Below are 25,840 nucleotides of genomic sequence, written 5' to 3'. Positions count from 1 at the left end.
ACTGCTTCCTCTGCCCGCGCAGCGCTGATCAAGCCGTGTCATGTGGGGCCGCCGGGCATCCGGCGCACGCGTTCGGCCAGACCGCGCCGCTTGGGACGCTCGACCCTGCGGGGATGACGGGCGAGTCAGGCGGGTGACTGCGCGGGCGAGGCGAAGGACCGGGCAACCGTCCGCGGTGAGGGCGCTCTGCGGATCTGGGCCAGCCGGGAGCGCTGTTCGCCGATGCCCCTGGTTCCCTCCAGCGGGCGCAGGGCCGTCGGCCACACCTCGGTGACGGTCCGGGCGTAGTCCCGACCGGCCAGGACCCAGACCTCCCCGGGGCGGGCGAGTCCCTGTTCGCGGGCCTGTTCGCGGACCTCCTGCGCGGAAACCGCGCCGGGCTGTCCGATCCGCAGCTCGTAGGTGAGGACCGGCTCCTCCAGACTCACCAGCCCGTACAGGGCGGACAGTACGCGGATCGTCGATCCGGTGCCGGCGAGGGCCTCGGCGGCGCGGCGGCAGGCGAGATGGTACGAACCGGGGCGGTAGAGCTCGCCCGCCGGCAGTGCCGTGAAGGGGGGAACCTGTGTCTTCACGGCACTGCACGGGATCACGATCAGCTCAGGCGGCAACGAGGTCCCGCCGCCGGACATGGACGTGATGCGCGCCCCCGGATTCCCTCTCCCGCGGCCGCCCGGCGTTCAGACCAGCAGAGGGGGAGGATTCGTGGAGGACGCCGGGATCGAGCGTGGGCCTGAGCCACCGCGTGTCCGTGTCCGGGAACGCGGAGGGGGTTCGGCCCCGCAGGTCCCGGGGCGGACGCGCGGGAAGGGGGACGGCGTCCGTGCGGGCCGGCGGTGCCGTCCGGATCGGCGCGCCGCAGGCCGCGGATGCCCGCCCGGCCGGTTCGGCACGGTCCGGGCGCCCGCCGGGCGGCGTTCCGGTGCGGGCGGCGAGGACGGTCGGCTGAGGCGCGAGGGGCGGTTCGGCGGGGGCACGGTCCGCGGGGCCGGACAGCTCCAGCAGCTCCTCGACCGTGTCGGGCACGGTGACCGCGTGCGCGGACGGCGCCGCCGGTTCCGCGACGACCGACAGCTCGATGTGCCGCATCCGGTCCAGGTGGGCCCGGACGTCGTCCTCGGGCACCGACCACGGATCGACGCCGCCGGTCTCCTCCCACACCTCGTTCGCCACGGTCGCGGCCTGCTCCCACAGCGGCCGGGACGGGTCGCGGTGCGGAGCGCGCGGCGCTCCGGGAGCCAGGTAGCCGACCAGGGTGTCCAGGGCCTGGGTGCGGAAGTCCTTCGCGCGGATGCGCAGCGTCGTGGGGTCCTCGTACTCCAGGTGACCCGAGAACTGCGCGATCAGTGACCGGCGCCAGGTCCCGAAGGTCCGGGCTGCGCGGGTGGCCATGCGCTCGATCGAGGTGATCACCCGGGTCAGCGCGGCGAGGTAGCGGGCCAGCGCGCGCGGCTTGCCGTGCACGTCCAGGCGCCGGTAGTCCCTCCAGCCGTGGGGCTGGCCGTTGCCCCACTGCTCCTCGTAGACGCTCCAGCGGGGGTTGATCTTGAACGGGGTGGCGGCGTCGACGTCGTAGATCCGGGCGAGTTCCCACGCGATCTTGTGGTGCTGCTCGGCGCGGCGCTTGGAGGAGGCCGGGAAGAACAGCTCCACGTCGAAGCGGTTGGGGCTGGTCTCGTAGGGGCGGGGGATCTCGACATAGGGACGGACGGTCATGCGGGGCGGCCTTCCTGTACGGCGGGAAGCGGCGTCATGCGCAGCTGGGGCATCGGTTCCTTCGGGTGTGGCGACGGGCACGGGAACGGAGGTGTGCCGGCCGGTGGCGGTGCGCGGGCCTGCCGGGCGGGTCGTGGTTCAGACGGCACGGGCGAAGTCCTGTTCTGCGGGGCCGGGGAGGGTCTCAGGCGGGCGGAGCAGCGCGGTGAACCGGGTGAGGCGGTCGCGGTGCCGGGCCAGCTCGGAGAGCACCCGGGTCTCCTGGGCGCGGAGTGCGGCCAGCTCGGCTCGGACCGCGCCCTGCGTGTGGCCGGCGTGGTGCTTGGCTGCGGCGATCCGCAGGGCCTCGCCGTCGGGCCGTGCGGTGTAGTGGAGTGCCAGGGCCCGCAGCGCGGCGGAGAACCGGTTCCGGGACGCCTCCGGCGCGCGCGTCTGCCGGCCGCGGGCGAGCCGTACGAAGGCCGGCAGGGAGGGCGGGCTGGCCGGTGTGATGTCGGCGGCTCCGCGATGGTGCCATCCCCCGCTGATGCGGACGCCGTTCACCCTCGGCTCGTCGCTGCACTCCCGGCAGTCCCACGACGGGCCGGCCGGGCGGCCGTAGGAGATGTAGAGGCCGCGGGGGACCGGTTCGGGGTGGTACCGGTCGGGGCCGACGGTGAACAGGCCGCGCACCCGTGCTCCGGTCACCTCGTACACGACCCGGCCGGGAAGGGTGTTGACCTCCCGCTCCCGCACCGTCAGCACACCCGCCGGCGCTCCGTCGCCGTCGGTGAGAGCGAGCCGGACCGGGGCCGTGGCCGGGGGCTGAACGGCGGGCTGGCGGCGGCGGGCCAGAGCGCTGACCTGGCGGGCGCGCCGGCGGGCGGCCGCACGGGCCGTGCGGATGTCCGCGAGTTCGCTCTCCAACTTCCGGGCCCGGCGTTCCTCGTGGGCGGCGTGGTGTGCCGCACGGTGCCGGGCTGCGGCCAGCAGGAGCGTGTCCCGGTCCGGCCGGCGGTTCCAGTGCCGTACGACGGCCACGATCGCCGCGGTGATGAGGTCGCGGGCGCCGTCGGGGATACGGCGGGTCTCCCCGCACTCGCGCAGGACGACCGCCTCGCAGAGGAAGTGACCGCCGGTGGAGACCGTACGGGGGCTGATGGGGGCGGTTGCGCCGTGGATCCGGGCACCGCGGGCGACCGGCTCGGCGGGACGGGCGGTGTACCGGCCATCGCTTGTACCGTCGCCGAACTGCACGCGGACCCGGTCGGGAACGACCGGACCGTCCGCGGTGACCACTGGGATGACGACGAGGACACCCCGCACATGCGGGCCGCGAACGTCGTACCGGGCACGTCCGTGCTCCGTGACGCTGGTGCGCACGGCCAGGGTCCCGAATCCCGGCAGCGGCACAACGGCGGACGCGGTGGGCGGCATGTCTCGTCTCTCCTCATCTGCGGGGTGGTGCCGGGCGCGGCGGTCAGCCGCCGCGCCCGGCAACGGGGTTCAGAGCGTGATGCGCAAGTGCTCCAGGTAGTTCGGCTCGACCTCGTCGGCGAGGTCGTCCAGGTATGCCTCGGCCTCCGTCCCGGCCAAGGTCAGCGCCCCGGTCTCGGTACGGCCGCCGTAGTGGAGCACGGGAGCGGTCAGGGACCAGACCGGCTTGTGCTCCGAGCGGTAGAGAAGGGTCACGGCGTCCGGGAGAGGCGTCACGGCGGTGGCGACCTGCTTGCGCAGCTCCTCGCGCAGGGCTTCCCACAGTTCGTCGGGGGCGGGATAGACGCCCGGCCGGTCGTCGGAGACGGGCGCGCCCGCCCGGTCGTGGCCGCACCCGTGGCACAGGTCGGCAGCGCGCGGGTTGTCGCCCTTGCGGCATACGGTGTTGCGGCACTGCCAGAGCAGACCGGCCGCGCGGGCGGCCTCCTCGACCACCGCCCTGCGGGAGTCGTCGAAGGCACCGAGGAGCGCGTCGAGTTCGGAGGTGGCGGTCACGGGGCCTCCCGGCTAGCCGTCATGGCGGTCGAGGTGCTCGGCGACCGAGCACAGCTGATCGATCTGGGTGGTGGAGAGAATCCCGGCCGGGTCGCCGCAGGTGCCGTACAGCTCGACGGCCGACCGGACGACGCCGCGCAGACCGAGCGGGCCGAGAAGGTCAAGGAGATCGTCGATCGGGCACGTCCGGCACGCCGGGGCGTCGCACACCGGGCGGGCGGGCCCGGACAGCCCCCGCACGCACCCGGTGCCGTGGTGCACGTCGTCGCGGGTGCGCAGGGTGTTGGACCGTCGGAGAAGGAAGCGGGCAGCCTGGCCCGCGACGCGGCCGACGGCGGCCACCGGGCGGGGATTCACGCGCCCTCCCCGTCCGGGGAGAGGGGCGCGGGCAGGGAGCCCAGAAGCGGGGTGACGAACGTGCGGGCGACGTCGAGGGCGGGCCTGCGCCAGAACGGTGAGCGGGTGATGAACGTCCACAGGTCCGCGTCGACGGGGATGGCCTGCTGGCCCTCGTAGCCGGGCAGGGTGCCGGGCGCGTGGGCTCCGGTGATGTCGACGTGCGCGCCGTCGGGCCGCACCGCGACGACGTGCTCCATCTGGCAGCCGCAAACGCCGTCGGCGACCTCGGACGTGCTGCACATGTCCGCTTCCGGGTTGCAGTCGTCGCTGATGAGCAGGGCCATCGGCCAGCCGGTCCGGTCGGCGAGGGCGCGGGCCAGAGCGTGGCACTGCCCGTGCAGGAAAGCGTCGCGGGCCGATTCGTCGATCCGGCCGGTCGTCACGGTGAAGGTGTCGCCATCACGGCCGGTGACGCTGACGTTCTGACCGTCGGGAAGTTCGAGGCACCCGGTGAGCGTGGACATGGCCGTCTCCAGCCAGTCGCGGACCTCCCGCGCGAGATCCGCCTCGCGCTGGCTGAACGCGTCGTCCTGGTCCGGTTCCACATCGCCGTCCGCGTCCAGGTACCGGTCGAGTGCGGCCTTGTGCCGGTCGGACATCGCCCGGTACTCGTGCACCAGGGCGTGAAGCGGGTGTGCGTGGTCGAGCATCTGGGGCATACATGACTTTCGGTCGTCGCGGAGCCGGGCCCGGCGCAGGCCAGAGCTGCACCGGGGCCGGGGAAGAGGAAGCGGGCGCGGGGAAATCGGTGCGGCAGGAGGCCGCACGGTCGCGCCGTGAGGAGGGGAAGTGACGTCGTCAGATGGTGAACACGGGGCGCGCTAGCGCGTGGGGCGGGACTCGTTGCCCCGCTCGCGGATGTGTGCGCCCAGGGTGGTGCCGGTTCCGTCGGGCAGGAGCAGCGGATGGCCCTCCGCCTGCCGCAGCCGCACCCGGTTCATCAGATCGGCGAGTTCATCGAAGGCGAGACCGGGCTGGCACGCTTCCTGGACGAGATCGGTCGCGGGAGTGATCGGCTTGCCCTGCTCCAGCCAGGCCCTGATCCGGGAACCGAACGCCGCTCCGGGCAGGTGCTCCACCGCGCCGGACAGTTCGGCGGCGGGGGCCTTGACCACCACCAGGTTGTGGGCCTGGTCCATCGTGGCGACGATGTCGAACTCGTACTCCATGCCGGTGGGGCCCACGGGTCCGAGCCCGATGACGCGCCGGACCTGATGGCCGTGCTCGTCCGCCTCGGCGACGTAGTCGAGCCGGTCGCGCACCGTGGCGATGACGTGGCCGGGATAGCCGAGCAGCGCGTCGATCATCCGGCGTTCCAGGGGGCGGACTTCCTTCCACCCGCCCCAGTTCCCGCCCCCCGAACCGCGCTTGGCAGCCTGGTCGACCTGCTCCAGCACACCGCCGGGGCCGCCCCAGAACGGGGACAGCGAGGCGATGACGACAGTGTCGAATCCCTGATCCGCGCAGTGCGCGAGCGCGGTGATCAGCGTGCCCGGCGAGAAGTACGTCAGCGGCGGGCAGGCGGCGAAGTCGAAAACATTCGCGTAGGCGCTCACCTTCCCGCGCTGGGTGTCGATGACCGCGACCCGCTCCCCGATGGCCGATGCCAGGGCGAGCGAGGTGTACGTCGTGCCTGAGCCGGGAGGCCCGTCCAGCACGATCCGCGCCCGGCGCTGCTCCCGCTCGGCGGGAGTGAACCGGTAGCGGTCGCTGCGGCTAAGCTGGTCGGCGGAAGTATCGGGCTGCGGCGGATGGGTAAGAGCGTCCGTCAAGCGTTCCTCCGGGAATCACTCGGTATTCCAGCGAGTCCCGGTACCGGCGTAGAGATGTCCAGTCGCGAAACCGGTACCGGGACTTTCCTTTGACTCTTAAAACTATATCATTCCTTCGTCGTTCCCGCAGCTCAGAACAGGTCTTTGATGTCCTTGTTCTTGAGCATTTTGTTCGCCGTGGGGACCCACCAGAAGATGCGGTCGATCTCGTCGGTTCCGTCCGGGGGCACGATGCCGGCGACCTCGCGGTACTTGGCCATCTCGACCGTCGCGTTGTTGACGCCCATCTTCTGCGCCAGGTGGTTGATGTAAACGCGCCGGCGCTTCGAGGCGGGGTCGACGGTGGGGGCCACCGGTAGCCACCGGCCGCGCCCCTTGTCGCGGATCTCCTCCACCAGCTTGCCCTGGGCGTCGAGGTAGCCGAGCGCCTTGCCCAGGGCCAGGACCACCTCGACCGGGTACCGCGGCCGCTGGCCGTTGAGCTGCTCCTCGTCGAGATCCACACCCATGGCCTCGGCGACCGCGCGCAGCACCGGCTTGGCCGCCGGCGCCTTACCGCCCATGGCCTTCTGGATCTGGTGCTTGTGCCACTTCTGGGCGGTGCTGCGCGAGCCGAGTTCGAACGCCCGGGAGATTTCGCTCAGGCTGAGCGGCTCCTTGCGCTTGGTCAGGTCTAGGGGTTCCTGGCTGGTCACAATCACAATCCTGCCTCTTAAGACTTTCGATTGTGCCGAGGATACGGCATCGGTGGTCATGCTTCGGTCCCTTCCGGGTCCGGCGTGCGGCACCGGCGGGAAGCGGACTCCACCGCGCCTGCCTCCGCTCGGCCGCCGCGGTGCGCGGACCGAACCGGCTGCAGTGACCGCCCTCATCCCCGCTCCGCCGCGGCCGTACAGCGGTCGAGCTCCGCCTGGGCCGCAATCAGCGCCGCGTCGATCGCCGCGGCGTCGATCCGCCCGCTCATCTCCGTCGTGTCGATCGCCCTGAGCGCCGAGGCGATGGCCGGCTCCACAAGGGCGTAGGCCCGCAGCAGGCGCCACGCGCCCACCAGCTCGGCGGCGCGCCGGGCCCGGCCGGCGCGATCCCCGGCGCCGTCGTTCTCGCTCATCTCCCGCGCTCCTCGTCGCGGGAATGCGCCACCTCATCGCGAAACCGTCTCCCGGGCCGAGGCCCAGGAGACGGGCAGAGGTGCGCTTCACTCTCCGTATGCATCTTAAAACTCTACTTCGAGCCGAGGGAGGGTGCAAGCCTTAAGGGGCAAGGGCCCGCCGGTCGCCGTGCCCGGCCATAGGCGCCGGGGCCCGCGGAAGCCTTTTGGCCGCTGGCCCGGGATGGGGATGAGGTCCCGGCGGCCGTCAGGCGGCCCGCCTGTATCCGGTGCCACCAGCGCCCAGAGGCGTGGCGCCGACGGAGCCTGATTGCCGGACCCCGTCCGCCCCGGGCGCCGCAAGGGCGTCGGCACGCACGGCGGAACGGTCTGGGGGCCGGTGGGGCGCGCGCACGTGGCACTGCTCGCACCGCACGGTCCGCACCCCCCGCGCCCACGAGAACCGCGGGCGGCGGGTCAGGCGGGCGCAGACGGCGCAGCTGTACCAGCCCAGCTCATTGAGGCCCGCCTCGGTCACGACGAACCGCGGCGTCCGAGAGGAACGGTCCACGGCCGCGAAGCCCCGCCCGACGAGCGAGTCCAGCACCCTGACCGTGTTGGAGACGCTCGTGATCCGCCAGTCGCACTCCGGGCTCCAGGAGCCGGAGTTGAGGCGGGCGAGACGGTCGAGGGCGTGACGCTGCTGAATTCCGAGCGGGCGGGACAAGGGGCCTCTCCAGGGTGGGCGGGTACGGGGTGCGGGAGATCCTCAGCGCGTGCTGGCCGGTCCTCCCCCGTGGTCGGCGCAGCACGCCTCGGCCTGCGCGTACCACTCGGCCCGGTCCAGGGCCCGGTCCCAGTCCAGGTCGTGGTGGGCGGACCACAGGATCAGGTCGGCAACGAGGTCGGCCAGGGAGGTGGGGAGGTCCGGCTCTCCGCCGCGCTCCCGCTGGTAGTGGTTGACGGCGGTCTGGCCGCGAAGTGCTGCGGTCAAGGTGGATGTCTCCTTCTGCGGAGGGACACCGGGCCGGTGCGGACCCGGCGAACTCGCGGATCAGGGTGGGGGTCCGGAGTGTCGGGTGAACGGTGGGCGGAGAACTTTATGACTCTTAAGAGTCTACGTAAGGGGCAGGGTGAAGGCAAGTCTTAAGAGTCATGAAGGGTCTGCTCGATCATGCCTCTGGTGTAGAGTCTTAAGGGTCACTATTTGAATGGAGGGCCATGCCGGTCATCACTCTGAAGTTCGCACCCCGGGACCGCGTCCAGCGGCCCGGCGCCACCGGCCCTGAGCTCGGAACGGTCCGCACCACCACGTGGGAATCGACGGACGGCCAGGGCCGCTACTACATCCAGTGGGACGGACTCGGACACGCCCGCCCCTACACCGACGAGAAGTGCGAGGCGCAGGGCATCTCGCTGGCCACTCCTCCCGATGTCCCCGGACCCGGGACGCCGGACAGCCCGGGCTGTCCTCCCCGCCTCCTGGCCCCCAGCCGCCGTCCCCCACGGACTGAATCACCGGGGGTGCCGTCCGCCGCCGACGCCACCCCCATCCCGTCCCGAGTGCGGGCCAACCGCTCCGCCCCGGACCCGGACGCCGTACTGATCCACGAACGGCAGTCGCCGTCAGCACCCCGGGACTGACCGGCGAGGTGGCCCCCGCTCCTGCCGGGCCCCGAACGCGCCCAGCCGGGCCGGCAGCGTCGGCCCTGGGGTTCCTGATCCGGCCACTCGATCAGATGACCTTCGCCGAACCGTCTTCCCGAAGCCGAGCGATCCGGAAGGATTCGCAGAGTGAGCGCTTCCGGTGAACCGACATCGACAGTCCTGCTGTTCACCCGCTGGGGCAACGAGTGGAAGGTCTGGTGTGCGCAACCCGCGCGAGACCGTCCGTATGTCCCCAGCACTCGCTGCGAAGACGGCGAGACCACCGCGGAAGCCGTGCTGAGGGCGGCCGAGGAGCACGGTCACCGCGCCCGCCTGCTGCCCCGGCCCTCGCCGACCGGCAACCGGCGTACCGCCGCCGACGAGCTGTGGGAGTTGACCGCCCCGCTCGCACCCGGCAGCAGCCCGGCCGACCCGGACCACCGTGAACACGTCTTCGCCAGCGTCGTGGACAGGCCATTCGCCCAGACCGGACACCCGGGCCGATGGCTGTCCTCCAACGAACTGGACGCCTCCGGTTTGCCGGAGCGCATCCGCGCCCTGGCACGCGCCGTGTTCGGCGGCGTCGAGGACGCTGTTCGACTGCCGAGTCCACCGCGGAGGCACGCGAACCTGCGCAGGGCACTCCTCGATCGCCAGGACCGCGACCAAGCCGTGCGGCTCACCCCCGAAGGCGACCGGACGCAGGGGTTCTACGATCGGTGGGGGGCCGTCGACCAGGACAACACTGGCTGGTTGCAGGACGTGATCGCCGAGCACGGCTGGCCCGGCCGGGCCCTCGTCGCAGAAGACGGCGCCACCGCAGCATGGCTCCTCGCTCAGCACGCAGACCGGATGCCTGAGTTCCAGGCCGACTGCCTCGATCTGCTCGCCCGGGCCGTCACCGCCGGGGACGCCGATGTCCGGCACGCGGCCCTGCTGGAGGACCGAGTCCGCATCCACCAGGGGCTGCCCCAGGTGTTCGGCACACAACTCGCCGGACAGGACGACGGCAAGCTGAAGCCGTTCCCGATGATCGACCCCCCGGGTGTCGGAGAACGCCGGGCCGCGTGGGGGTTCGAACCGCTCGACGACTACATCCGGTCCGTCTCCGCACACCAGTGACCAGGACCGCGAACCCCGCAACGGCGAAGGAGAGAGAAGACCATGGGGCATCAGGACCGGTGCGGCCGTCCGCTGAAGACCCCGGGCAAGCAGTGCCGCTCGTCACCGCTTCCCGGCCTGGGCGGATGTCTGCTGCACCTGTCCGACGACGACTGGCAGGCGCTGTACGACAACCCCAGGATCTCCTTCGTGCAGACCTACGGGTGCGTCATCCCAAGCCCCCAAAGCCACGCCGAAGACGTCAGAAGGGAAGCCCGGCCGCCCGCCTGCCACTCCTGGGAGTACCCGCGCATCGGGCCCCCACCCGGTGCAGACCCTCTGCACGCGCTCGTGGACTGGCACAACGGCCGCTGCGCGAGCTGCGGCCACGGCTGCTACAGCCACCACTCGGACTCGGATCCGGACCTGTATCTCGACCACAGCCACGAATCGGGCCTGGTGCGGGGCCTGTTGTGCGGGGTGTGCAACCGGGCCGAAGGGCTCGCACCACCCCGGCACCCCCGCTGGCTCCGCTACCGGACCCTGCCGCCCGCCGTGATCATCGGCATCACGGTGACCTACCGAGCCCCGGCACAGCGCGCGGCCAAGGAACTCCTGCGCCGGGCACAGGAAAGCGCCCTCGCCGCGCCCCGAGGCACCATGACTCCTTCGGATTCGCCGAACCGCCGGGTGCCGGCACCGTCGTCCTGGCAGGCTGGTCCGCGACCGGCAGCGCGAGAGTGAGGCACCCGCATGACCACCCAACCCCCCTCGCGCCCAGACGACCCGGCCGTGCTGGACCGGGTCCTGGAGCCCTTCTCCGGAACCTCGCTGCTGACCCTGCTGCGCGCCGCCCTCGACTCCCCGGCCTGTGCCCGCTTCCACGACCACCTCCTCCTGGCCTGGACCCGCGCCCTGTCCGCCGTCGGCCGGGAGGGCCGGACCGCGAGGGCCGGTGATCTGCCCGCCATCCTGTCCGCCGCCCTGCACTCCGCGGAGCGGGGGGTCACCACGGAGCGGGAGCCGAACAACCCCGCCGCCCGGGTGCGGTTCACCGTCGACGGCCACCGGCCCCTGGTACACCCCGGTGACCTCGACCACCCGCTCGTCGTCCTGCGCAGCCTGCGGGAGACCGCGGCCGCCGTCGACGAGCACCTCACGGCGGTGCGCGGGTTCGGCATCGCGGACGTCCTCGACCTGGCGCTCCGGCACACCGACCACGTCGTCACGCACCTCGCCCCCACCTGGCCCGGGGAGACCGAACCTCCGCTGGACCCGGCCGAGGTCACCGTGACCGACGACCAAGTCACGGCCGCCGCCTCGCTGGGGAGCGGTCACCTCACCATCGGCCGGGCCCACGGGCCGGACCGGTCGGGCGTCGCGCTCGCCCACCTCACCCGCGATCTCGCCGACCTGCCGCTCGTCCACGAGCCCGGCCGCCCGCTGCTCGGGCCGGTTCTGCTCGTCACCGCCGACGGTCACCGTGTCCCGGTCCCCGGGTCGACCGCATTGGAGGCGGCGTGCGCCGCGACCGGCGGACTCCTGGCGGCCCACCCGCTGCCGCCCGCAGTCCGGGAACGGCTGCACCGCACCACCATCGCCCGCGTCGCCCGCCTCCTCGGCCTCCCGCAGGCGCCCGATGCCATGGGGGAGGTGTGCCGGATCAGCTCACCACCGCTCCGGCTGGAGATCGCGGTCGTCGCCACCCCCGGCGGCGATCTGCCCGCTCTGGTGGAGAAGGCGCGCGCCGAGCTGGCGGACAGCCCGCCCGGCACCGGCCGGCTCGTCGTCTACGGCGGGCCTGCCCTCCTCGGCCCCGAGATCGTCACCGACACCCTCATGGTCCACGCCGAGGAGCTCGCCGAGATCCTCAGCGCCGCGGGCGGCGACCTGACGCTGCTGGCGCTGTGGGCCCTGGAGGTCACCGGCCACCCCGGGGCCGACGCCGTCGCGTACACGGATGTCCTGGACGCCTGGACCGTCTGGCACCAGCGTGGGTTCCTTCTGCCGCCCGGGCCCCCGGGCGAGGGGGTGGCCGTCGTCGGGCCGTGCGGATGGGACGTCTCCTGGGAACGAGCCACGCTGTGGGCACCGGTGGACGACCTGCTGGACGCGGCCGGCCTCGCCCCGGCGATCGACTGGCCCTACGGCCGGCTCACCGAGGCGCCCGTCGGCTCCGGGCAGTGGGCCGACCTCACCGGCACCCAGGACGGACAGCGCATCCGGGTGTGCGCCGCGACCCGGCCCGCGCTCGTCATCGTCGCCCGGGTCAATCCCGACCGGAAGGCGCTGCTGGACGAGGCCGGGTTCGCCGGCCTGGCCGACGGCATCCGCGGAACCCTCGCCGGACACCCGCACCCCGCCGGACACGCGACCCTTCCCGCCGACCGGCCCCTCGTGCTGCGCCTCACCGAGACCACCACTGCCCACCAGCCACCGGCCGACGCCCCACCCGGCGCCCTGCCGGTGATGATCACGATGGACGAGGAACGGGCCCGCATCGACCTCGTCCTCGGCCCCGACCTCCTCACCACGCCGCCGCAGGAGCTGCACCGCGCCCTCGGCCTGGTCCTCCACCACACCCTCGACCGCATCCGCACCGCCCCCGGTGCGACCGCCGAGGAATTCGCCACCGCCTGGAACACCGCCACCCCTGTCCTGGCCTGGTACGCCACTGACCCCCACACCCCTCCCCCCGCCGGCACCGTTCCGTTCTTTCCCAGCGACACACCGCACATCCGCGCCCGCGCCCTGCGCGTGGCCGCCGACGCCGTACGGACTGCCGACGTCCCCACCGGCACCTTCACCGACCGGGACGCCCTGCGCCCCAACGGCCCCGCCCAGCAGCTCCTCCACGCGCTGGAGGGGGCGCTCGCCGACCAACTCCGCGACCACCATCCCGATCTGCTGCCCGTCCTGGTCCGCCACCTGGACGCCGCCCTCGCCTCCCGCGACCACGGCCGACGGGAGACGGCGACCGGCCTCGCCCGCACCGGCACCGACGACTGGGCCGACGAAGCCCTCACCCGCGAGCACGACGGCGCCCACCTCACCGTTCCGCTGCAACTGCTGATCCAGCAGGCCCTCATCACGGCACCCACCGGCACCCGCCCCGCCGACCTGATCGCCCTCGCCGACCTCACCGCCCTGGCCGAACTTCTCCTGAGCACCGCCCTGGTCGCCGTCCCCGCGAGCCGGCGCCTGCACGGCGCGACCCTCACCGTCGAGCCCACCGGCCTGTTCACCCTCCACGACACCACCCCACCAACCACCCCCGCGGTCGGGAGCGGGCCGCTGCCCGCCGGGTTCGACACCGCGGCGTACCGCCGCGCCCGGGAAGAAGCGTGGCTCGACCACGCCCGCACCATGGAGCCGCGACACCTGGAACCGGAGGAACTGTTCACCGCCCGCGCGCAGGGCCGTATCGCGCTCGGCTTCACCCCCCTCGACCCGCCCACGGGCAGTACCCTCGCCCAAGCCGACCGGGAACTCCACGCGGCGTGGGACTGCGGGCTCGACGCCCTGGCCGCCGTCCTCGCCACCGCCGCCGACTGGCCCACCCCCACCGACCGCGTCGCCATCACCTCCCGAGACGACCTCGCCCGCGAGGCCGCCGCATGGTCGGCACTGCCCGAACCCCAGATCCGCGCCGCCGTCGACCGCCTCGTCCTCCACCCCGGCAACGCCACCAGCACACACCCCTACCCCTACACGGAAGTCGAACGCCGCACCCGGCCCACCACCCACCCCCTGATCAGCCACGGCGACGACCTCCTGATCGCGCCCTGGCTCATCCACACCGCCCGGCAGCTCTACGCCACCTCCCTCGCCGACGGACGCCTGCCCCGCCCCGACACCCCGAAGAAGGCCACCGACCTGCTGGACCGCCACCGCCAGCAGCACAACAACCGGCTGGAGACCGACCTTGCGCAGGCCGCCGCCGACGCGGGGCTGCCCCACCGGGCCAACTTCAAGGAGAAACCCGCCGCAGCCGCAGGCATCCCCGGCCTGACCGGCGAGATCGACCTCCTCGCCGTCGACCCCGCCCGCGGACGGCTGTGGGTGGTCGAGGCGAAGAACCCGCACCGCACCATCGGTGTCCACCACACCGCGCAGCACCTGGACCGCTTCACCGCCCACCGCAAGAAACTCCTGGCCAAGGCCCGCACCATCGCCGAACATGCCGAGGCCGCGGCACGGGTGTGCGGGGCGGAGCCCGACCGGGAGTGGACAGTGATCCCCCTCTTCGTCACCCCGGGTACCGACCCGGCCGCCTTCACCGCGGACCCGGGCGTCCCCTTCACCTCCCTGATCCATCTCCCCTTCCTGTTGGCCCAGGTTGCCGACCCGGTCCCCGGCTGGAACCGGCCCACCGGCCCGTGACTTGTGTTTCCGCCCCACGTCCCGTCGAGCGGTCCTCTTCAACCGGGCGCGCACGCCGGTGAGCGCTCGTGGCGGGGCGAGGCCGTGCCCTCGGGGAGCTGGCGGCGAAGCGGATCCGGGTTGAGACGGCGCTCTGGTGATCACGTCCGTACCCTGTGGCCGGAGGCGGCTCGTCATGGTGTCCGGGGACGGATGCGGCGGGCCGAGGAGACACAGGCGTTCGCTGAACGTGGCCGGGTTCTGGGAGAGGTTGGCCCGCAGCAGTTGCTGTCCCGGATGAAGGGTGTTCCAGGCGGCGGTGCCTCCGTGGACGACGGTCGGGTTGAGGACCAGGCCCTGGCCCGCGCTTGGTCCGGATCCGGGTGCCCGGTTCAGGCGGCGAGGATGGTGCGGGCGCGTTCGGCGAAGTCGCGGGCGGCGGTGAGGGGGGAGGGGGTGAGGCGGTCGGCGATGGTGAGGAGGGGGGTGGTGGTGCGGTGGGAGCTGATGGTTTCGGTGAGGTCGAGGGCGGTGTTCGCGGTGGCGGTGGCGTGGTCGATGTGGCCCTGGGCGAGCTGGGCTTCGGCCTGGCGGGTGAGGTAGAGCGCGCGGTCGCGGACGGCATCGGATGCGAACAGGGATGTCGCCCGGCCGAAGAGGCGTTCGGCCTGTTGGTGTTCGCCGAGGTCGCGGTGGCTGGATGCGCGGGCGCTGAGGATCTCGGCGCGGTCGAACCAGTAGGACCAGTCCGGTCCCGTCTCGCCACGTTCGTCGGCTTGGGCGAAGAGGGTTTCCGCGCGGTCGAAGTCGGCCCAGCAGCGTCCGTCGCCGAGGTGGGCGCGGGCGCGGCCACGGCGGGTGAGGACGAGGGCTTCGACGCGGGGGGTGGCGGTTCCGCGGACGGCCGCGAGGGCGGTGGTGGCCATGGTCTCGGCGTCCTGGAGGCGGCCGGTGTTGTAGGCGCTGACGGTCCAGAAGGCGAGCGCGTTGGCGCCGAGCGCGGTGTCACCGGCGGCGTGGGCGGTGCGCAGGGCGGTGTCGAAGGCGCGGTCGGCGCAGGCGCCGTGGATGTCGAAGGCGGCGGCGGCGTGCTGGCGGGCGAGGTCGGAGGCGGCGGCGTAGAGGCGGGCGCCCTGTTCGGCGGTGTAGGTGCGGGTGCGGATGAGTCCGCGGACGAGGGCCAGGGCCGAGGCGGCTTCGGTCAGGACTGCGCCGCCGCCGTCGGTGTCGTCCATGCGGCGCAGCATCCGGACCCGGTCCTCGACGCGGGTGACGGCGGCGTCCCCGATGCGGCGTCCGGTGGTGAGCTGGCCGGCGGCGACGGGGTCGGCGGTGATCCAGGCGAGCAGGGATGCGGTGAGGGTGGAGCCGGCGATGAGGACGAGGTCTCTGCGTGTGGTGTCCACGGCACTCCCAGGTGCGGCGAGTTCGGTGAGCGACTGGGCTGCGCCGGGAAGCGTCCACGACCGGGGGGCGGGCCGTTGGGCGGGATCCTCGGACAGCCACTGGGGCCATGGTCGCTCATGCACGGCTGCCCGTGGAATACCGAGCAGATCGGCGATGAGGAACTGGGTGGGGAGGTCCGGGGACCGGTTGTTCTCCCAGTGGCTGACCCCGTCGCGGCCGGTGCGCAGCGAGCGCCCGCGGGCGAGGCTGAGGGCGCACAGGCGGCGGGCGAGTTCGGTCTGGGTCCACCCGCGGGCGTCCCGGGCACGGGTCAGGAGGTAGCCGCGGGGCTGGGGTAACCGGTTGCGGTGTCGGGGTCGCGGCATCGGTGCCCCCTGCTTCTCGGCGTGCGGTCTCTCGTGGTCACCCAGGACCGTAGCGCGCCGGTGGGGGTGGGGAAGCGGGTTTCGGATGTTGCTCGTTGTTGCTCGGGCACGCAACAGGGAGCAACAGGGCGGGTACTGGCCGTCGTCGCCAGGGGCGGGCAGCGTGGTGTGCCCCGCCCCCTTGTGGTGCGGCCCGGGAGAACGGGCTGCCGTCGCCGCCGGCTGTGCCGCGGCCCCGGGGGGCGGGATTTCGTCCACACGCGTCTTCCTGGGGGTTGACCATGCATGTCGATGTGGCTGTCGCGGGTGCCGGGCCTGCCGGTATCGCCTGTGCCCGCACGCTGGTGAACGAACGGCCCGGTCTGAAGGTCCTGCTGCTGGAGGCGGGCCGCGTCTACCGGAGGCGGCCGTGCCCGGTGGACCGCGGGTTCCACTGCACGGGCTGCGCCGGAGTGTGCAACGTGATCAGCGGATTCGGCGGGAGCATGCACTACGGGGACGGGGCGAAACTCAGCCAGCTCCCCTCCGGGCGCCGGCTCACCGGCCACCTCGGCGGCCTGCGCGCCGACGAGCTGTGCCAGGAGGCGTACGGGTGGCTCACCGCGCCGCTCGCGGTGCCGCCGGTGCTGGTCGGGCAGGCCGTCTCCCCGCAGGCGGTGGCCGCGTTCGCCGCGGACAGGCTCGCGATCCGCGAGTACCCCGTCGCCGTGCTGTCCGAGAGCGACCTGCGCACCGTGATCGAGGCCCTCCACGCCGAACTCGACGGCCGGGTGATCCTGTGGCACGGCAGCGAACTCACCGGGGCGGAACCGGATCCGGCGGGGCTGCGGCTGACGGTCCGCAACATCGCCGGGGCCCGGCAGGTGACCGCCGGACACCTGGTTCTGGCGACCGGGCGCCGCGGCGTCACCTCCACCACCCGCCTCCTCGAAACGCTCGGCGTCCCCTGCGAGCCGCCGGACATCTCGGTCGGGATCCGGCTGGAGATGCCCGCCCCGCTGCTGGCCGCCATTGGCGACGAGCACCCCGACGTCAAGGTCACCCAGCACCTCGGCCCGCAGAAGGTCAAGACGTTCTGCTTCTGCGGCGGCCCGAACGGCGGGCGGATCAAGTTCACCCACTACCACGACGCGTTCGGGCCCGGCGGGCCGGTGATCACCCTCGACGGCCACGAGACCCTCGAACGCCACCCGGCCGGCGGCCGGGACCTCGCGGCGAACTTCGGCCTCCTGTGCCAGGCCACCGGCCGCGGCACCCGCGCGCAGGCGAGGGAGTCCTTCCTGGCCGGGTACCGCGCGCTCAGCGGCGGACGGCCCCTCGTCCAGAGCCTGCGCGCCTTCCTCACCCGCACCGACGACCCCGCGCCCTGGGAGGAGACCCGTAACCGTCTGCCGTTCGACCCGTCCGTCGCCGACCTGACCGCGGGCCGGGTCGACCTCCTGTTCACCGACGCCGAGCACACCGCGCTCGCCACCGGCTTCCAGCGGCTCATGGACTCCATCCTCCGCCACACCGGAACCGTGCTGCCCGGTGCCGGGCTCGACGACATCCTCGTCGTCGGGCCCGAACTGGAGTCCCTGTGGGCCACCCCGCCGCTCGACGCCGGCTTCCGCGTCCCCGGCGGCCTGCCCCTCTACGTCACCGGGGACGCCGCCGGCATCGCCCAGGGCATCGTCCAGGCCGCCATGACCGGCATCGCCGCCGCCACCGCCATCACCCACACCGCCGTCGGGCTCGCCGGAGCTGGCCGGTGACCCCCGCCCGCACCGGCCTGGACGCCCTGTACCCGGACGGCGCCTGGGACCTGCCCGTCAGCCCCTCCCTGCCCGCACCCCGCCGCGCCGCCCCGCCCCCCGAACTCCACAACACCACCGGCTACAAGAAGCACTACGGGCCGAACATCCTCGCCGACTACCCGCTCGCCGACGGAGACCGCCTCGCCGTCATCGACAAAGCCTTCCCCCACGCCCTGCACGACCTCATGCTCCTGGCCGCCCGCGACGACCAGCTCCGCACCCACGTCGCCGACACCCCCGACCCCGTCCTCGCCGCCCTCCTCACCGGCGCCCGCACGTTCGCCGACTTCCTCTCCACCCCCGCGGTCCTGCGCGCCTTCGGCCTCGACGGCGCCCGCGCCATGATCGCCTGGAACCACGACCAGACCCTCGACCGCGACAACGGCCAGTGGTGGGACAAACGCCTCCACCTCCACCTCAACTGCTGGCCCCGCGCCCTCCACCACACCGCCACCCCCATCCCCCTGCGGCAGGTCGCCGACCCCGGGGCCCGCCGCTCCCTGATCGACCCCGTCGCCTACCTCGCCCACCGGATCCTCACCGACGCCCTCCACCACCACGGTGCCCTACCGGACTCGGATCTCACCGTCCTCGGCTCCGACCCGGCCCGCGACGCCCGCGAACTCCTGCCCGCCGGACTGAAGATCCGCCTCCCCGGCTGGCCGTACGTCACCACCCCCGGCTTCCGCGCCCTCCTGCGGACCCTGCACACCACCGCCGAGACCGCCTACCGGCAGATCCGGGCCTGCTTCACCGGCACCCCCGCCCTCACCCTGCCCTGGCGCCGCCCCCGACTGCTCCCCGCCCCCGACGTCGCCCGCCGCCTCGACCGCGTCGACTGGCTCTCCCCGCCGGCCCGCGAGGGGCTGACCGCGCTGCGCGCCGCGCTCCGCGACGTCACCGACCGCCAGCTCGCGCTCCTCGAACCGCGCCGCCCGTGGGCCAACCGGTCCCTGTCGCTGGGCGGTCTCAGCTACAACATCGCCCTTCACACCCCCCACCCCACCACTGCCACCAAGCCCCTCACCGGCCCCGGTAACCCGTTGTGGTTGGTGATGCAGCTCAAGTTCATCAGCTACGTCGGCAGCAGCCCCGCGATCGGCGGCGCCGTCGCCTCTCTCATCGACCGCGCAGGCGGCCCCGTTCTCACTCCCGGCGACCTGGTCCAGCGCCGCGCCTTCCAGATCGCGTTCACCGACCACCTCACCACCACCCTGACGGGAGACGGGCCGTGATCGACCCCGAGATCCTCGCCTTCTACAACGAGGGCCGCGAACAGGACCGGCTGCGCGACCCCCGCCGCTCCATCGAGTACCACCGCACCCTCGACATCCTCACCCGCCATCTCCCGCCGCCGCCCGCGGCCGTCCTCGACATCGGCGGCGGCCCCGGCATCTACGCCCTCGCCCTCGCCGCCCTCGGCCACACCGTCTCCCTGATCGACCCCGTCTCCCTCCACGTCCGCCAGGCCACCGAAGCCTCCGCCACCGCCCCCCACCCTCTCCACCACGCCCTACGGGCCGACGCCCGGAACCTCCCCTTCGCCGACGCCTCCTTCGACGCGGTCCTCCTCCTCGGTCCCCTCTACCACCTCACCGACCGAGCCGATCGCGCCACCGCCTGGCGCGAAGCCCGCCGTGTCCTGCGCCCCCATGGCACCGTCGCCGCCGCCGGCGCCTCCCGCTACTACACCACCTGGGAAATGCTCGCCAAGGGCACCCTCGACCAGCCGGGCGCCGAAGAGATCGCCGCGACCCACATCGCCACCGGCCGGCACCGCAACCCCACCGGCGACCACGAACGACTGTGGACCACCGCCTACTTCCACGCCCCCGACGAACTCACCACCGAAGCCACCGCCGCCGGACTCACCCCCCGCGCCCTGCTCGCCGTCGAAGGCCCCGCGAAACTCCTGCCCGACCTCGCCGACCGCATGACCCACCCCGGCCGCCGCGCCCAGCTCCTGCGCGCTCTCGCCCGCCTGGAGGACCAGCCCAGCACCCTCGGCACCTCCCAGCACCTCATCACCATCGCCTCACCGTCGGGCGGCGGCCGGTGAACGCCGCCGGACTGTCCAACGCCGACGGGCCGTCCCCGAACGACCTTCTCCACACGGTCTCCCTCTGGATCGACAGCGCCCCCGCCAACCGGGCCCGCGATCCGGAGGCGCTGCTGTGGGGGAGGGCCGCCAAGGTCGGCGAGGAAGCCGGGGAGGTGATCGCGGCCCTCGTCGCCGCCTTCGGCCACAACCCCCGCAAACCCGCCGCCACCGGACTCGCCCAGGTCGAGTACGAACTCCTCGACGTCGCCATGACCGCCCTGTGCGCCGTCGCGCACCTCCACCGCGACGACCCCCGGCCCGCGGACGTCCCCGGTCTCCTCGACCGGCACATCCGCACCGTCGCCCACCGCGCCGGCCTCACCCCCGCCGCGGACTGACACACGAAAGGCCCGGAACCCCGGCGGGTTCCGGGCCCAACCCGTGCCTACGGGCGGCCGACCGACAGATACGTGAACCCCAGCTCCCGCATCTCCGCCGGGCCGAACATGTTCCGGCCGTCGAACAGCACCGGCCGGGCCATGCCCGCCCGCACCGCGCCCCAGTCCACGTCCCGCAGCGCGGGCCACTCGGTCACCACCACCGCCGCGTCCGCCCCGGCCGCCGCCTCCGCGACCGTGTCGTGACGGGTCGTGGACAGCCACGGCTCCACCGCCGGCGGACGCGCCAGCGGGTCCCAGCACCGCACCTCGGCCCCCTCCGCCAGCAGCCGTGCGGCCAGCACCGCGCTCGGCGCTTCCCGCATGTCGTCCGTCCCCGGCTTGAACGTCAGACCCAGCAGCGCCACCCGCGCCCCCGCCAGCGTCCCCAGGACCTCCTTCAGCTTGGCGATCACCCGCCGCTTCTGCAGGTTGTTCACCTCGATCACCGCGCTCAGCAGCTGGAGGTGATAGCCGGTGTTGTTCGCCAGCGCCCGCAGCGCCTCGCTGTCCTTCGGGAAGCAGGATCCGCCCCAGCCGATCCCCGCGCGCATGAAGTGCGGACCGAGCCGGTGGTCCATGCCCACCGCCTTCGCCACCATTTCCACGTCCCCGCCCGCCAGCTCGCACAGCGTGGCGATCTCGTTGATGAAGCTGATCTTCGTCGCCAACAAAGCGTTCGCCGCCATCTTCGACATCTCCGCCGACTCGACGTCCATCACCACCACCGGACCGTTCACCCCGGCATGCAGCTCCCCGATCAGCCGCGCCGTCCCCGGGTCCGAGGACCCGATCACCACCCGGTCCGGCGCCAGGAAATCCTGAACGGCCCGGCCCTCCGCGGTGAACTCCGGATTCGACGCGTACCCCACATGCCCCAGCCCCGCCCGGTCCAGCGCCGCCCGCACCCGCGCCCCCGTCCCCACCGGCACGGTCGACTTCACCACCACCGCCCGCAGATGCCCCGCCCCCGCCAGCGAGTCCACCACCGACCACACCCGCGACAGATCCGCGTCCCCCGCCGCACTCGGCGGCGTGTCCACACAGACGTAGACCACCTCCGCCCCCGCCAGCGTCTCCTCCAACTCGGTGGTGAAGACCAGCCGCTCCTTGTTCCGCGCGATCACATCGCCCAGACCCGGCTCGTGGATCGGGACCTCACCCGACCGCAGCAGCCGCACCCGCTCCTCCTGGATGTCCCGCACCACCACCGAGTGCCCCAGCTCCGCCAGACACGCCCCGGTCACCAGACCGATGTACCCGGCCCCGAACACGGCGATCTTCCGCTGCTGAACTTCCGTCTGCACCACTGCGAAATCCGTTCTCACGACGACACAAAAATGGGCAAAATTCTCGCCATGCGGGGCGTCGCCGCCCGGCGGGGACCCGCCCCGGCCCGGGCGAGCGTACCGGCCCCCGACGGCACACAGCAGGGAAACCGACCGCCCCCGCCGAACCGCTGCCCGGGGGACCCGCCGGGCCGCGGCAGGCTCCGGCGACCCCGATGGCGATGACACACTGATGAAGCCAACTCTGCGGCAGAACAAGGAAGATGACCCGATGAACGCCACTGCTGACGCGACCACTGTCCGGACCGGCGGATGCCACTGCGGGAAGATCCGGTTCACCGCCGCGGGCGCACCGGACTACCCCCACACCTGCAGCTGCCCCGACTGCCAGAAACGCGGCGGCTGCCCCATGATGTCGTGGGTCGCGTTCCCTCTCGACGGCTTCGCCTGGACCGGCGAGGGTGAGCCGAAGTGGTACGACACCTTCCCCGGCGAGACCCGGCGAGGCTTCTGCCCCGACTGCGGCAGCCACGTCGCCGCCCACGACTACGGCGACACCTGGATGGGCGTCAACCTCCCCGCCCTCGACCACCCCGACGGGCCCGGCCTCGTCCCGGTGAACCAGTCCTTCCGCGACACCGCGGTCACCTGGCTTCCCCAAGTCCCCGACACCCAGCAGCACACCAGCGCCGGCTGACCCCCCAGCCCTGCGAGCCGACCAGCCACCGGACCCAGGCCCGAAGCGCCCCCGCCTGAGCAACCGCGCAAGCACGGCGGGGTCAGAGCTCCCGAAGACGGACGGCGCCCCCGCCGGGGGCCGGCCCGAGACGGGTGTAGAACTCGGTACCGAGAATCCGCGCCCGGGTCGCCTCGTCGAGGCGGGACAGAAGGGCGGGCAGCGGCCTCGGCCGCTCCAGCTGACTGCGGTGCGCGCGGACCGCCCGCCACTTCCGTCCCACCTCGGGCGTCACGTCGACCGCTGCGGTGACGTACGCGTCCGGGACGGTCAGCAGGCTCTTCCCCACCCCGGCGAGCAGCGGCGCGAGATCGCCGACGCCGGAGTCCGGGTGCGTCGCCGCGTACAGCACGCCCACTGTCCACGGCTCCCCGGCTTCGGGGTGGAGGGCAACGAGCGCGGCGGCTTCGACCGCGAGGACGGTGACCTGGTGGGTGCGCCGGTGGTCCGGGTGCCCGGTCATCTGCCCCAGTGCGTCGTGGCCGATGACGACGTCCGGCCGGAATCGCCTGATCTCGGCCACGAGCCGGCCGACCGCCTCGTCCAGTGGCGCGTCGACCAGCCGGACCCGTCCGGGCGCGGCGTCCGGATTGCGGGCGTCACCGTAGCCGAGCATCCGTGGCAGTCCGGCGCCGAGAACGGCGAGCGCGTCGGCGAGTTCGGCGGCCCGGGGGCTGTCCTCGGCCCAGGTGGCGGTGACGACGGCGGTGCGCGCTCCTCGGGCGGCGTGCCGGGCGAGGACGCCCCCGGCGAGCAGTGATTCGTCGTCGGGGTGCGCGAACACACCGAGCACAGAAGGGGGAGACGGGGGAGACGGGGGAGACGGGGGAGACGGGGGAGACGGGGGAGAGGGTGGGGTCACGGCATGGGGTCCTGTCTCGGAGGAGGGGCCGGGTGCGCGGGGACGGGGACGCCGGTGAGGCGCTCGGCCCGGTCCGCGATGAGCGGCGCGAGGGTCGGGTGGATGCCCCGTGCACAGGCTTGTCTCAGCTGCCCGAGCGCGACCAGTTCCCCGGCCCGGCCGTCCGGTGTGTCGAGGACGTGGGCGAACTCGTGGCGGATCCGGGCGGCGACTGCCGGGGCGGGCAGGGAGTACGCGTGCAGGATGCCCAGGTCGTAGCCGACAGGGAGCCGCCCCCAACCTTCCCAGTCCAAGATCGTGAGTACGGGGCTGGTGAGGTTGGCCCAGTGCACGTCCGCGTGCCCGGTGGTCCAGGCGGTGACCCGGACGGGCGGGATGCCGAGGAAGCGCTCGAAGTTGCGGTCGATCCACCCCTGCCGCACCGCCTCCCGCTCCGTCGGAACGAGCGCCAGAACGCCGAGGGCGGCCTTCAGCTCCGCCCACCAGGCGTCCGGTAGCACAAGGTCCCGGTCAAGGACCGGAGTACCGGAGGTCACCGTCGGGACGGGGATGTACTCGGTGAGCTCGGCCCGGTAGGCGTGGCCGTCGGCGGTCCAGTCGAGCACGTCGTGGACGCGGGGCCGGGGTACCGTGCGCGGCACCAGGGTGTCCGCGAGGGCGGTGCCCTCCCACAGCCGCCCGCCCTGTTTGTCCTCCGGGCCGCTGACGACCCGCAGCCAGCGGGTCCCGGCCCGGCGGGACAGGGTGCGGCCCTTCCACCCCCACACTTCCCGGCCCCGTACGGTCACGCCGAGGGTGTGGGCGGCCAAGGCGTGGGCGTGCCGCATCCGTACCTCGTCGGCGTGTTCCTCCGGCGCGGTGAACACCGCTACTGCGGCGGCGCTCGCGTTCGCTGGTGTGCTCATGGCCGTGCTCCGGGGGCGGTCGGCCCTGGGCCGGGCCGGTTCCCGGCGGTCACTTGCTCCGCGACCGGCCCCGGAGCACCGAGCGGGGGGACGCCGGGCCGGGGCCGGTTGCTGAGGGGGTAGTGGTGGGCCGGGGGATGGTCGATGGGCAGGCCGGGGCGCCACAGGGTCAGGCACTGTGCGCTGGGGGTGAACAGCCCGTCCGGGAGGGTATCGAGAGGGTGCCAGCGCCAGGCGCCGACCTTCTCGCCGGGCTGGTCGGCGGGTTCCCCGGACCATGTGGTGATGAGGGCTGCCACCGTCGCCCGGGGAACGTCGGCGGTGGTGTCGAGGAGCAGCCCGAGGAGGTGAACGTCGTCCTCGCGGGCGGTGAGCCCGGTCTCCTCGGCCAGTTCGCGGACCGCCGTCCGGGTCAGGGACTCATCAGGCTCTACCGTCCCACCCGGCAGTTTGATGGTGCCGCGGTGGTGCCGTCCGAGGAGTACTCCGTCGGGGCCGTGGACGATGATCCCGACGCCGAGCGCGGCGTGGGCGAGGGGCGGCCGGCCGGTGCGCGGCCGGGAGGAGACCCGGGGGCCGGTGTCCGGTGAGGGCGGGGTGGTGAGAGCGGCGTGGCGGCGGATGAGTTCGAGGGTGGTGGGGCTCATGCGCAGACGGGGCATCGTCTCCGGCCGGAACCAGCGCAGCATGACGCCCTCGGTCAGATGCAGGGTGTCGGGGTCGCCGTCCCAGTGCCCGGCGAAGATCTGGATCGGCACGGTTGTGGCGCCGTCCATCGCCGTGGCGAGTTCGACGGCGAAGGGCTCCAGAGGGCCGGGGGCGAGCCCTGCCTCCTCGCGCAGTTCCCGGCGGACGGTGTCCTCCAGGCTCCGGTCACTCGGTTCACGGCCGCCGCCCAACAGCGACCACGCGCCCGGCTTCCAAATGCCGGGCACGTCGTCCCTCAGGTGCAGCAGATACTCGCCCCCGGAGTTGCGGAGCAGGGCGGAGGCGTTCACCGACAGGTCCGTCCAGGAGGTGACGCGGCCGACCGACTGCCCGGCGAACTTCCGCACCGCCGGCGGCGGGCCGCCCGGCTCCGGGGAGCCGATCGCTTCCAGCCGGTCCGCGTCCGGGGCGTAGGCGATCGGATCACCGGGGCGCTGGAAGTGGACCGCCAGCGGGGTCCCGGTCCGGTAGGCGTCGAGTCCGGCGCGGCAGTACGCGACCATCGGCACGGGCAGGGCGTCCAGCGGATACCAGCCCATCGCGTCGCACACGGCCGGCTCCCGCACCGCTGGAGTACCCTCCCACCGCCGGACCTCCAGCAGCACTCCGATCCGGGAACCACCGTGAGGGGCGCGGTGATGGACGGTGACCGCCGCGCGCACGTCCGCACGGGCGATGACGACGCCCGTCTCCTCGGCCGCTTCGCGGATCACTGCGGTCACGACATCCTCGTGCGGCCCATCGAGCTTCCCGGACGGAAGATGCCACAGCCCGGCGGCATACACCGCTCCGGCCCGGCGCGACAGCAACACCTCGGGCCCGAGGGCGCCGTCACGGCGCAGGATCAGATGGACATCGACCGGCTCACAGTGCATGCCGGTCACCATCCGAGTTCGGTGTAGGCACGGCCGGAGACGATGCCGTCGATCGCCGCGCGGGTGTAGGGGACGGTGTCGGTGGGGAGCGCTTCGCGCGGCCACCACTTCCATCCCGTACAGCACTTCGGCTCCAGCACCCGCGGTTCGCCCGTCCATCGGGCCGCGCGGAAGAACAGATGGATCCTCGGCGCGGCGCCCGCGCCGAAGCCGGGCATGTGGACGGTGTGCACCAGGGTGAGACCGGCCGGATCGACGGTCAGTCCGGCCTCCTCCCGGGCCTCACGGGTCACACACGCCGCAGCCGATTCATCCGCCTCCGTGTGCCCGGCGATTCTCTAGGCTCCTCCCCGTTGTCGGTTCA

The 25,840-nt window shown here is 73.1% G+C and carries 25 protein-coding genes; 9 read left to right on the top strand and 16 right to left on the bottom strand.

Features of this window, described 5'->3' with window-relative positions:
- Positions 1–125: 125 nt before the first annotated feature.
- The 10 genes from ACWCRA_RS13780 to ACWCRA_RS13735 all read right to left on the bottom strand — a co-directional run bounded on the left by ACWCRA_RS13780 (position 126) and on the right by ACWCRA_RS13735 (position 7,939).
- Positions 126–632 carry a DUF6884 domain-containing protein gene (locus tag ACWCRA_RS13780; RefSeq protein WP_451067615.1) on the bottom strand — a complete coding sequence of 169 codons (507 nt, stop codon included), beginning with the start codon at positions 630–632 and terminating at the stop codon, positions 126–128.
- Complete coding sequence (locus ACWCRA_RS13775; protein WP_451067614.1) at positions 601–1,716, bottom strand: hypothetical protein; 1,116 nt, start codon at positions 1,714–1,716, stop codon at positions 601–603. The genes ACWCRA_RS13780 and ACWCRA_RS13775 overlap by 32 nt, the downstream gene beginning before the upstream one ends.
- Before the next feature lie 138 nt (positions 1,717–1,854).
- Positions 1,855–3,132: a hypothetical protein gene (locus ACWCRA_RS13770; RefSeq protein WP_451067613.1), complete on the bottom strand. Its 1,278-nt coding sequence runs from the start codon at positions 3,130–3,132 to the stop codon at positions 1,855–1,857.
- A gap of 69 nt (positions 3,133–3,201) precedes the next feature.
- Positions 3,202–3,687 carry a hypothetical protein gene (locus ACWCRA_RS13765; RefSeq protein ID WP_451067612.1) on the bottom strand — a complete coding sequence of 162 codons (486 nt, stop codon included), beginning with the start codon at positions 3,685–3,687 and terminating at the stop codon, positions 3,202–3,204.
- 12 nt (positions 3,688–3,699) lie between these two features.
- Entirely contained in the window at positions 3,700–4,044 is a 345-nt protein-coding gene (locus ACWCRA_RS13760) for a hypothetical protein (RefSeq protein ID WP_451067611.1), read from the bottom strand.
- On the bottom strand, positions 4,041–4,736 hold the full coding sequence (locus ACWCRA_RS13755) for a hypothetical protein (RefSeq protein ID WP_451067610.1): 696 nt from the start codon (positions 4,734–4,736) through the stop codon (positions 4,041–4,043). Before ACWCRA_RS13755 ends, ACWCRA_RS13760 begins: the two co-directional genes overlap by 4 nt.
- Positions 4,737–4,907: 171 nt before the next feature.
- On the bottom strand, positions 4,908–5,858 hold the full coding sequence (locus tag ACWCRA_RS13750) for an AAA family ATPase (protein WP_451067609.1): 951 nt from the start codon (positions 5,856–5,858) through the stop codon (positions 4,908–4,910).
- Between the two features lie 131 nt (positions 5,859–5,989).
- Positions 5,990–6,553, bottom strand: coding sequence for a hypothetical protein (locus ACWCRA_RS13745; RefSeq protein WP_451067608.1), 564 nt, complete (start codon positions 6,551–6,553; stop codon positions 5,990–5,992).
- Positions 6,554–6,726: 173 nt separating this feature from the next.
- A complete protein-coding gene (locus ACWCRA_RS13740; protein WP_451067607.1) occupies positions 6,727–6,966 on the bottom strand; it encodes a hypothetical protein in 240 nt (79 codons plus the stop codon).
- Between the two features lie 748 nt (positions 6,967–7,714).
- Positions 7,715–7,939 carry a hypothetical protein gene (locus tag ACWCRA_RS13735; RefSeq protein WP_451067606.1) on the bottom strand — a complete coding sequence of 75 codons (225 nt, stop codon included), beginning with the start codon at positions 7,937–7,939 and terminating at the stop codon, positions 7,715–7,717.
- Positions 7,940–8,166: 227 nt separating this feature from the next.
- On the opposite strand from ACWCRA_RS13735, the gene ACWCRA_RS13730 reads away from it, so the two are divergent.
- The 4 genes from ACWCRA_RS13730 (at position 8,167) to ACWCRA_RS13715 (ending at position 14,076) form a co-directional block, all read left to right on the top strand.
- Positions 8,167–8,589 (top strand): hypothetical protein, encoded by a 423-nt coding sequence (locus ACWCRA_RS13730; protein ID WP_451067605.1) that lies wholly within the window; start codon positions 8,167–8,169, stop codon positions 8,587–8,589.
- A gap of 150 nt (positions 8,590–8,739) precedes the next feature.
- Positions 8,740–9,714 carry a DUF6624 domain-containing protein gene (locus ACWCRA_RS13725; protein ID WP_451067604.1) on the top strand — a complete coding sequence of 325 codons (975 nt, stop codon included), beginning with the start codon at positions 8,740–8,742 and terminating at the stop codon, positions 9,712–9,714.
- Between the two features lie 42 nt (positions 9,715–9,756).
- A complete protein-coding gene (locus tag ACWCRA_RS13720) occupies positions 9,757–10,437 on the top strand; it encodes an endonuclease domain-containing protein (protein ID WP_451067603.1) in 681 nt (226 codons plus the stop codon).
- Positions 10,438–10,446: 9 nt separating this feature from the next.
- Complete coding sequence (locus tag ACWCRA_RS13715; protein WP_451067602.1) at positions 10,447–14,076, top strand: hypothetical protein; 3,630 nt, start codon at positions 10,447–10,449, stop codon at positions 14,074–14,076.
- Positions 14,077–14,447: 371 nt separating this feature from the next.
- Here the strand turns inward: ACWCRA_RS13715 and ACWCRA_RS13710 are convergent, their stop codons facing one another.
- On the bottom strand, positions 14,448–15,827 hold the full coding sequence (locus ACWCRA_RS13710; protein ID WP_451067601.1) for a helix-turn-helix domain-containing protein: 1,380 nt from the start codon (positions 15,825–15,827) through the stop codon (positions 14,448–14,450).
- 281 nt (positions 15,828–16,108) lie between these two features.
- Between ACWCRA_RS13710 and ACWCRA_RS13705 the strand changes: the two genes are divergently transcribed.
- The 4 genes from ACWCRA_RS13705 to ACWCRA_RS13690 are packed head-to-tail and all read left to right on the top strand — an operon-like array spanning position 16,109 to position 20,062.
- Positions 16,109–17,581 (top strand): DNA polymerase subunit beta, encoded by a 1,473-nt coding sequence (locus tag ACWCRA_RS13705; RefSeq protein WP_451067600.1) that lies wholly within the window; start codon positions 16,109–16,111, stop codon positions 17,579–17,581.
- Entirely contained in the window at positions 17,578–18,858 is a 1,281-nt protein-coding gene (locus tag ACWCRA_RS13700) for a hypothetical protein (protein ID WP_451067599.1), read from the top strand. Before ACWCRA_RS13705 ends, ACWCRA_RS13700 begins: the two co-directional genes overlap by 4 nt.
- A complete protein-coding gene (locus ACWCRA_RS13695) occupies positions 18,855–19,682 on the top strand; it encodes a class I SAM-dependent methyltransferase (RefSeq protein ID WP_451067598.1) in 828 nt (275 codons plus the stop codon). The genes ACWCRA_RS13700 and ACWCRA_RS13695 overlap by 4 nt, the downstream gene beginning before the upstream one ends.
- Positions 19,679–20,062: a MazG-like family protein gene (locus tag ACWCRA_RS13690; protein ID WP_451067597.1), complete on the top strand. Its 384-nt coding sequence runs from the start codon at positions 19,679–19,681 to the stop codon at positions 20,060–20,062. Before ACWCRA_RS13695 ends, ACWCRA_RS13690 begins: the two co-directional genes overlap by 4 nt.
- A 47-nt stretch (positions 20,063–20,109) precedes the next feature.
- Here ACWCRA_RS13690 and ACWCRA_RS13685 read toward each other — a convergent pair whose 3' ends face one another.
- The gene (locus ACWCRA_RS13685; protein WP_451067596.1) at positions 20,110–21,408 is read right to left on the bottom strand and encodes a UDP-glucose dehydrogenase family protein; all 1,299 of its coding nucleotides are present in this window, start codon (positions 21,406–21,408) and stop codon (positions 20,110–20,112) included.
- 253 nt (positions 21,409–21,661) lie between these two features.
- Between ACWCRA_RS13685 and ACWCRA_RS13680 the strand changes: the two genes are divergently transcribed.
- Complete coding sequence (locus ACWCRA_RS13680) at positions 21,662–22,087, top strand: GFA family protein (protein ID WP_451067595.1); 426 nt, start codon at positions 21,662–21,664, stop codon at positions 22,085–22,087.
- 82 nt (positions 22,088–22,169) lie between these two features.
- Here the strand turns inward: ACWCRA_RS13680 and ACWCRA_RS13675 are convergent, their stop codons facing one another.
- From ACWCRA_RS13675 to ACWCRA_RS13660, 4 genes are all read right to left on the bottom strand, one after another.
- Positions 22,170–22,919 carry a PIG-L deacetylase family protein gene (locus tag ACWCRA_RS13675; protein ID WP_451067594.1) on the bottom strand — a complete coding sequence of 250 codons (750 nt, stop codon included), beginning with the start codon at positions 22,917–22,919 and terminating at the stop codon, positions 22,170–22,172.
- 65 nt (positions 22,920–22,984) lie between these two features.
- The gene (locus ACWCRA_RS13670; protein ID WP_451067593.1) at positions 22,985–23,893 is read right to left on the bottom strand and encodes a hypothetical protein; all 909 of its coding nucleotides are present in this window, start codon (positions 23,891–23,893) and stop codon (positions 22,985–22,987) included.
- A complete protein-coding gene (locus tag ACWCRA_RS13665) occupies positions 23,890–25,476 on the bottom strand; it encodes an NUDIX domain-containing protein (protein WP_451067592.1) in 1,587 nt (528 codons plus the stop codon). Before ACWCRA_RS13665 ends, ACWCRA_RS13670 begins: the two co-directional genes overlap by 4 nt.
- A gap of 5 nt (positions 25,477–25,481) precedes the next feature.
- Positions 25,482–25,769: an NUDIX domain-containing protein gene (locus ACWCRA_RS13660; protein WP_451067591.1), complete on the bottom strand. Its 288-nt coding sequence runs from the start codon at positions 25,767–25,769 to the stop codon at positions 25,482–25,484.
- Positions 25,770–25,840 lie beyond the last annotated feature (71 nt).

It is taken from the genome of Streptomyces sp. NPDC001889 (assembly GCF_053594535.1).
Note: the sequence above shows the minus strand (reverse complement) of the source record. Positions and strands in the feature narration are given on the sequence as shown.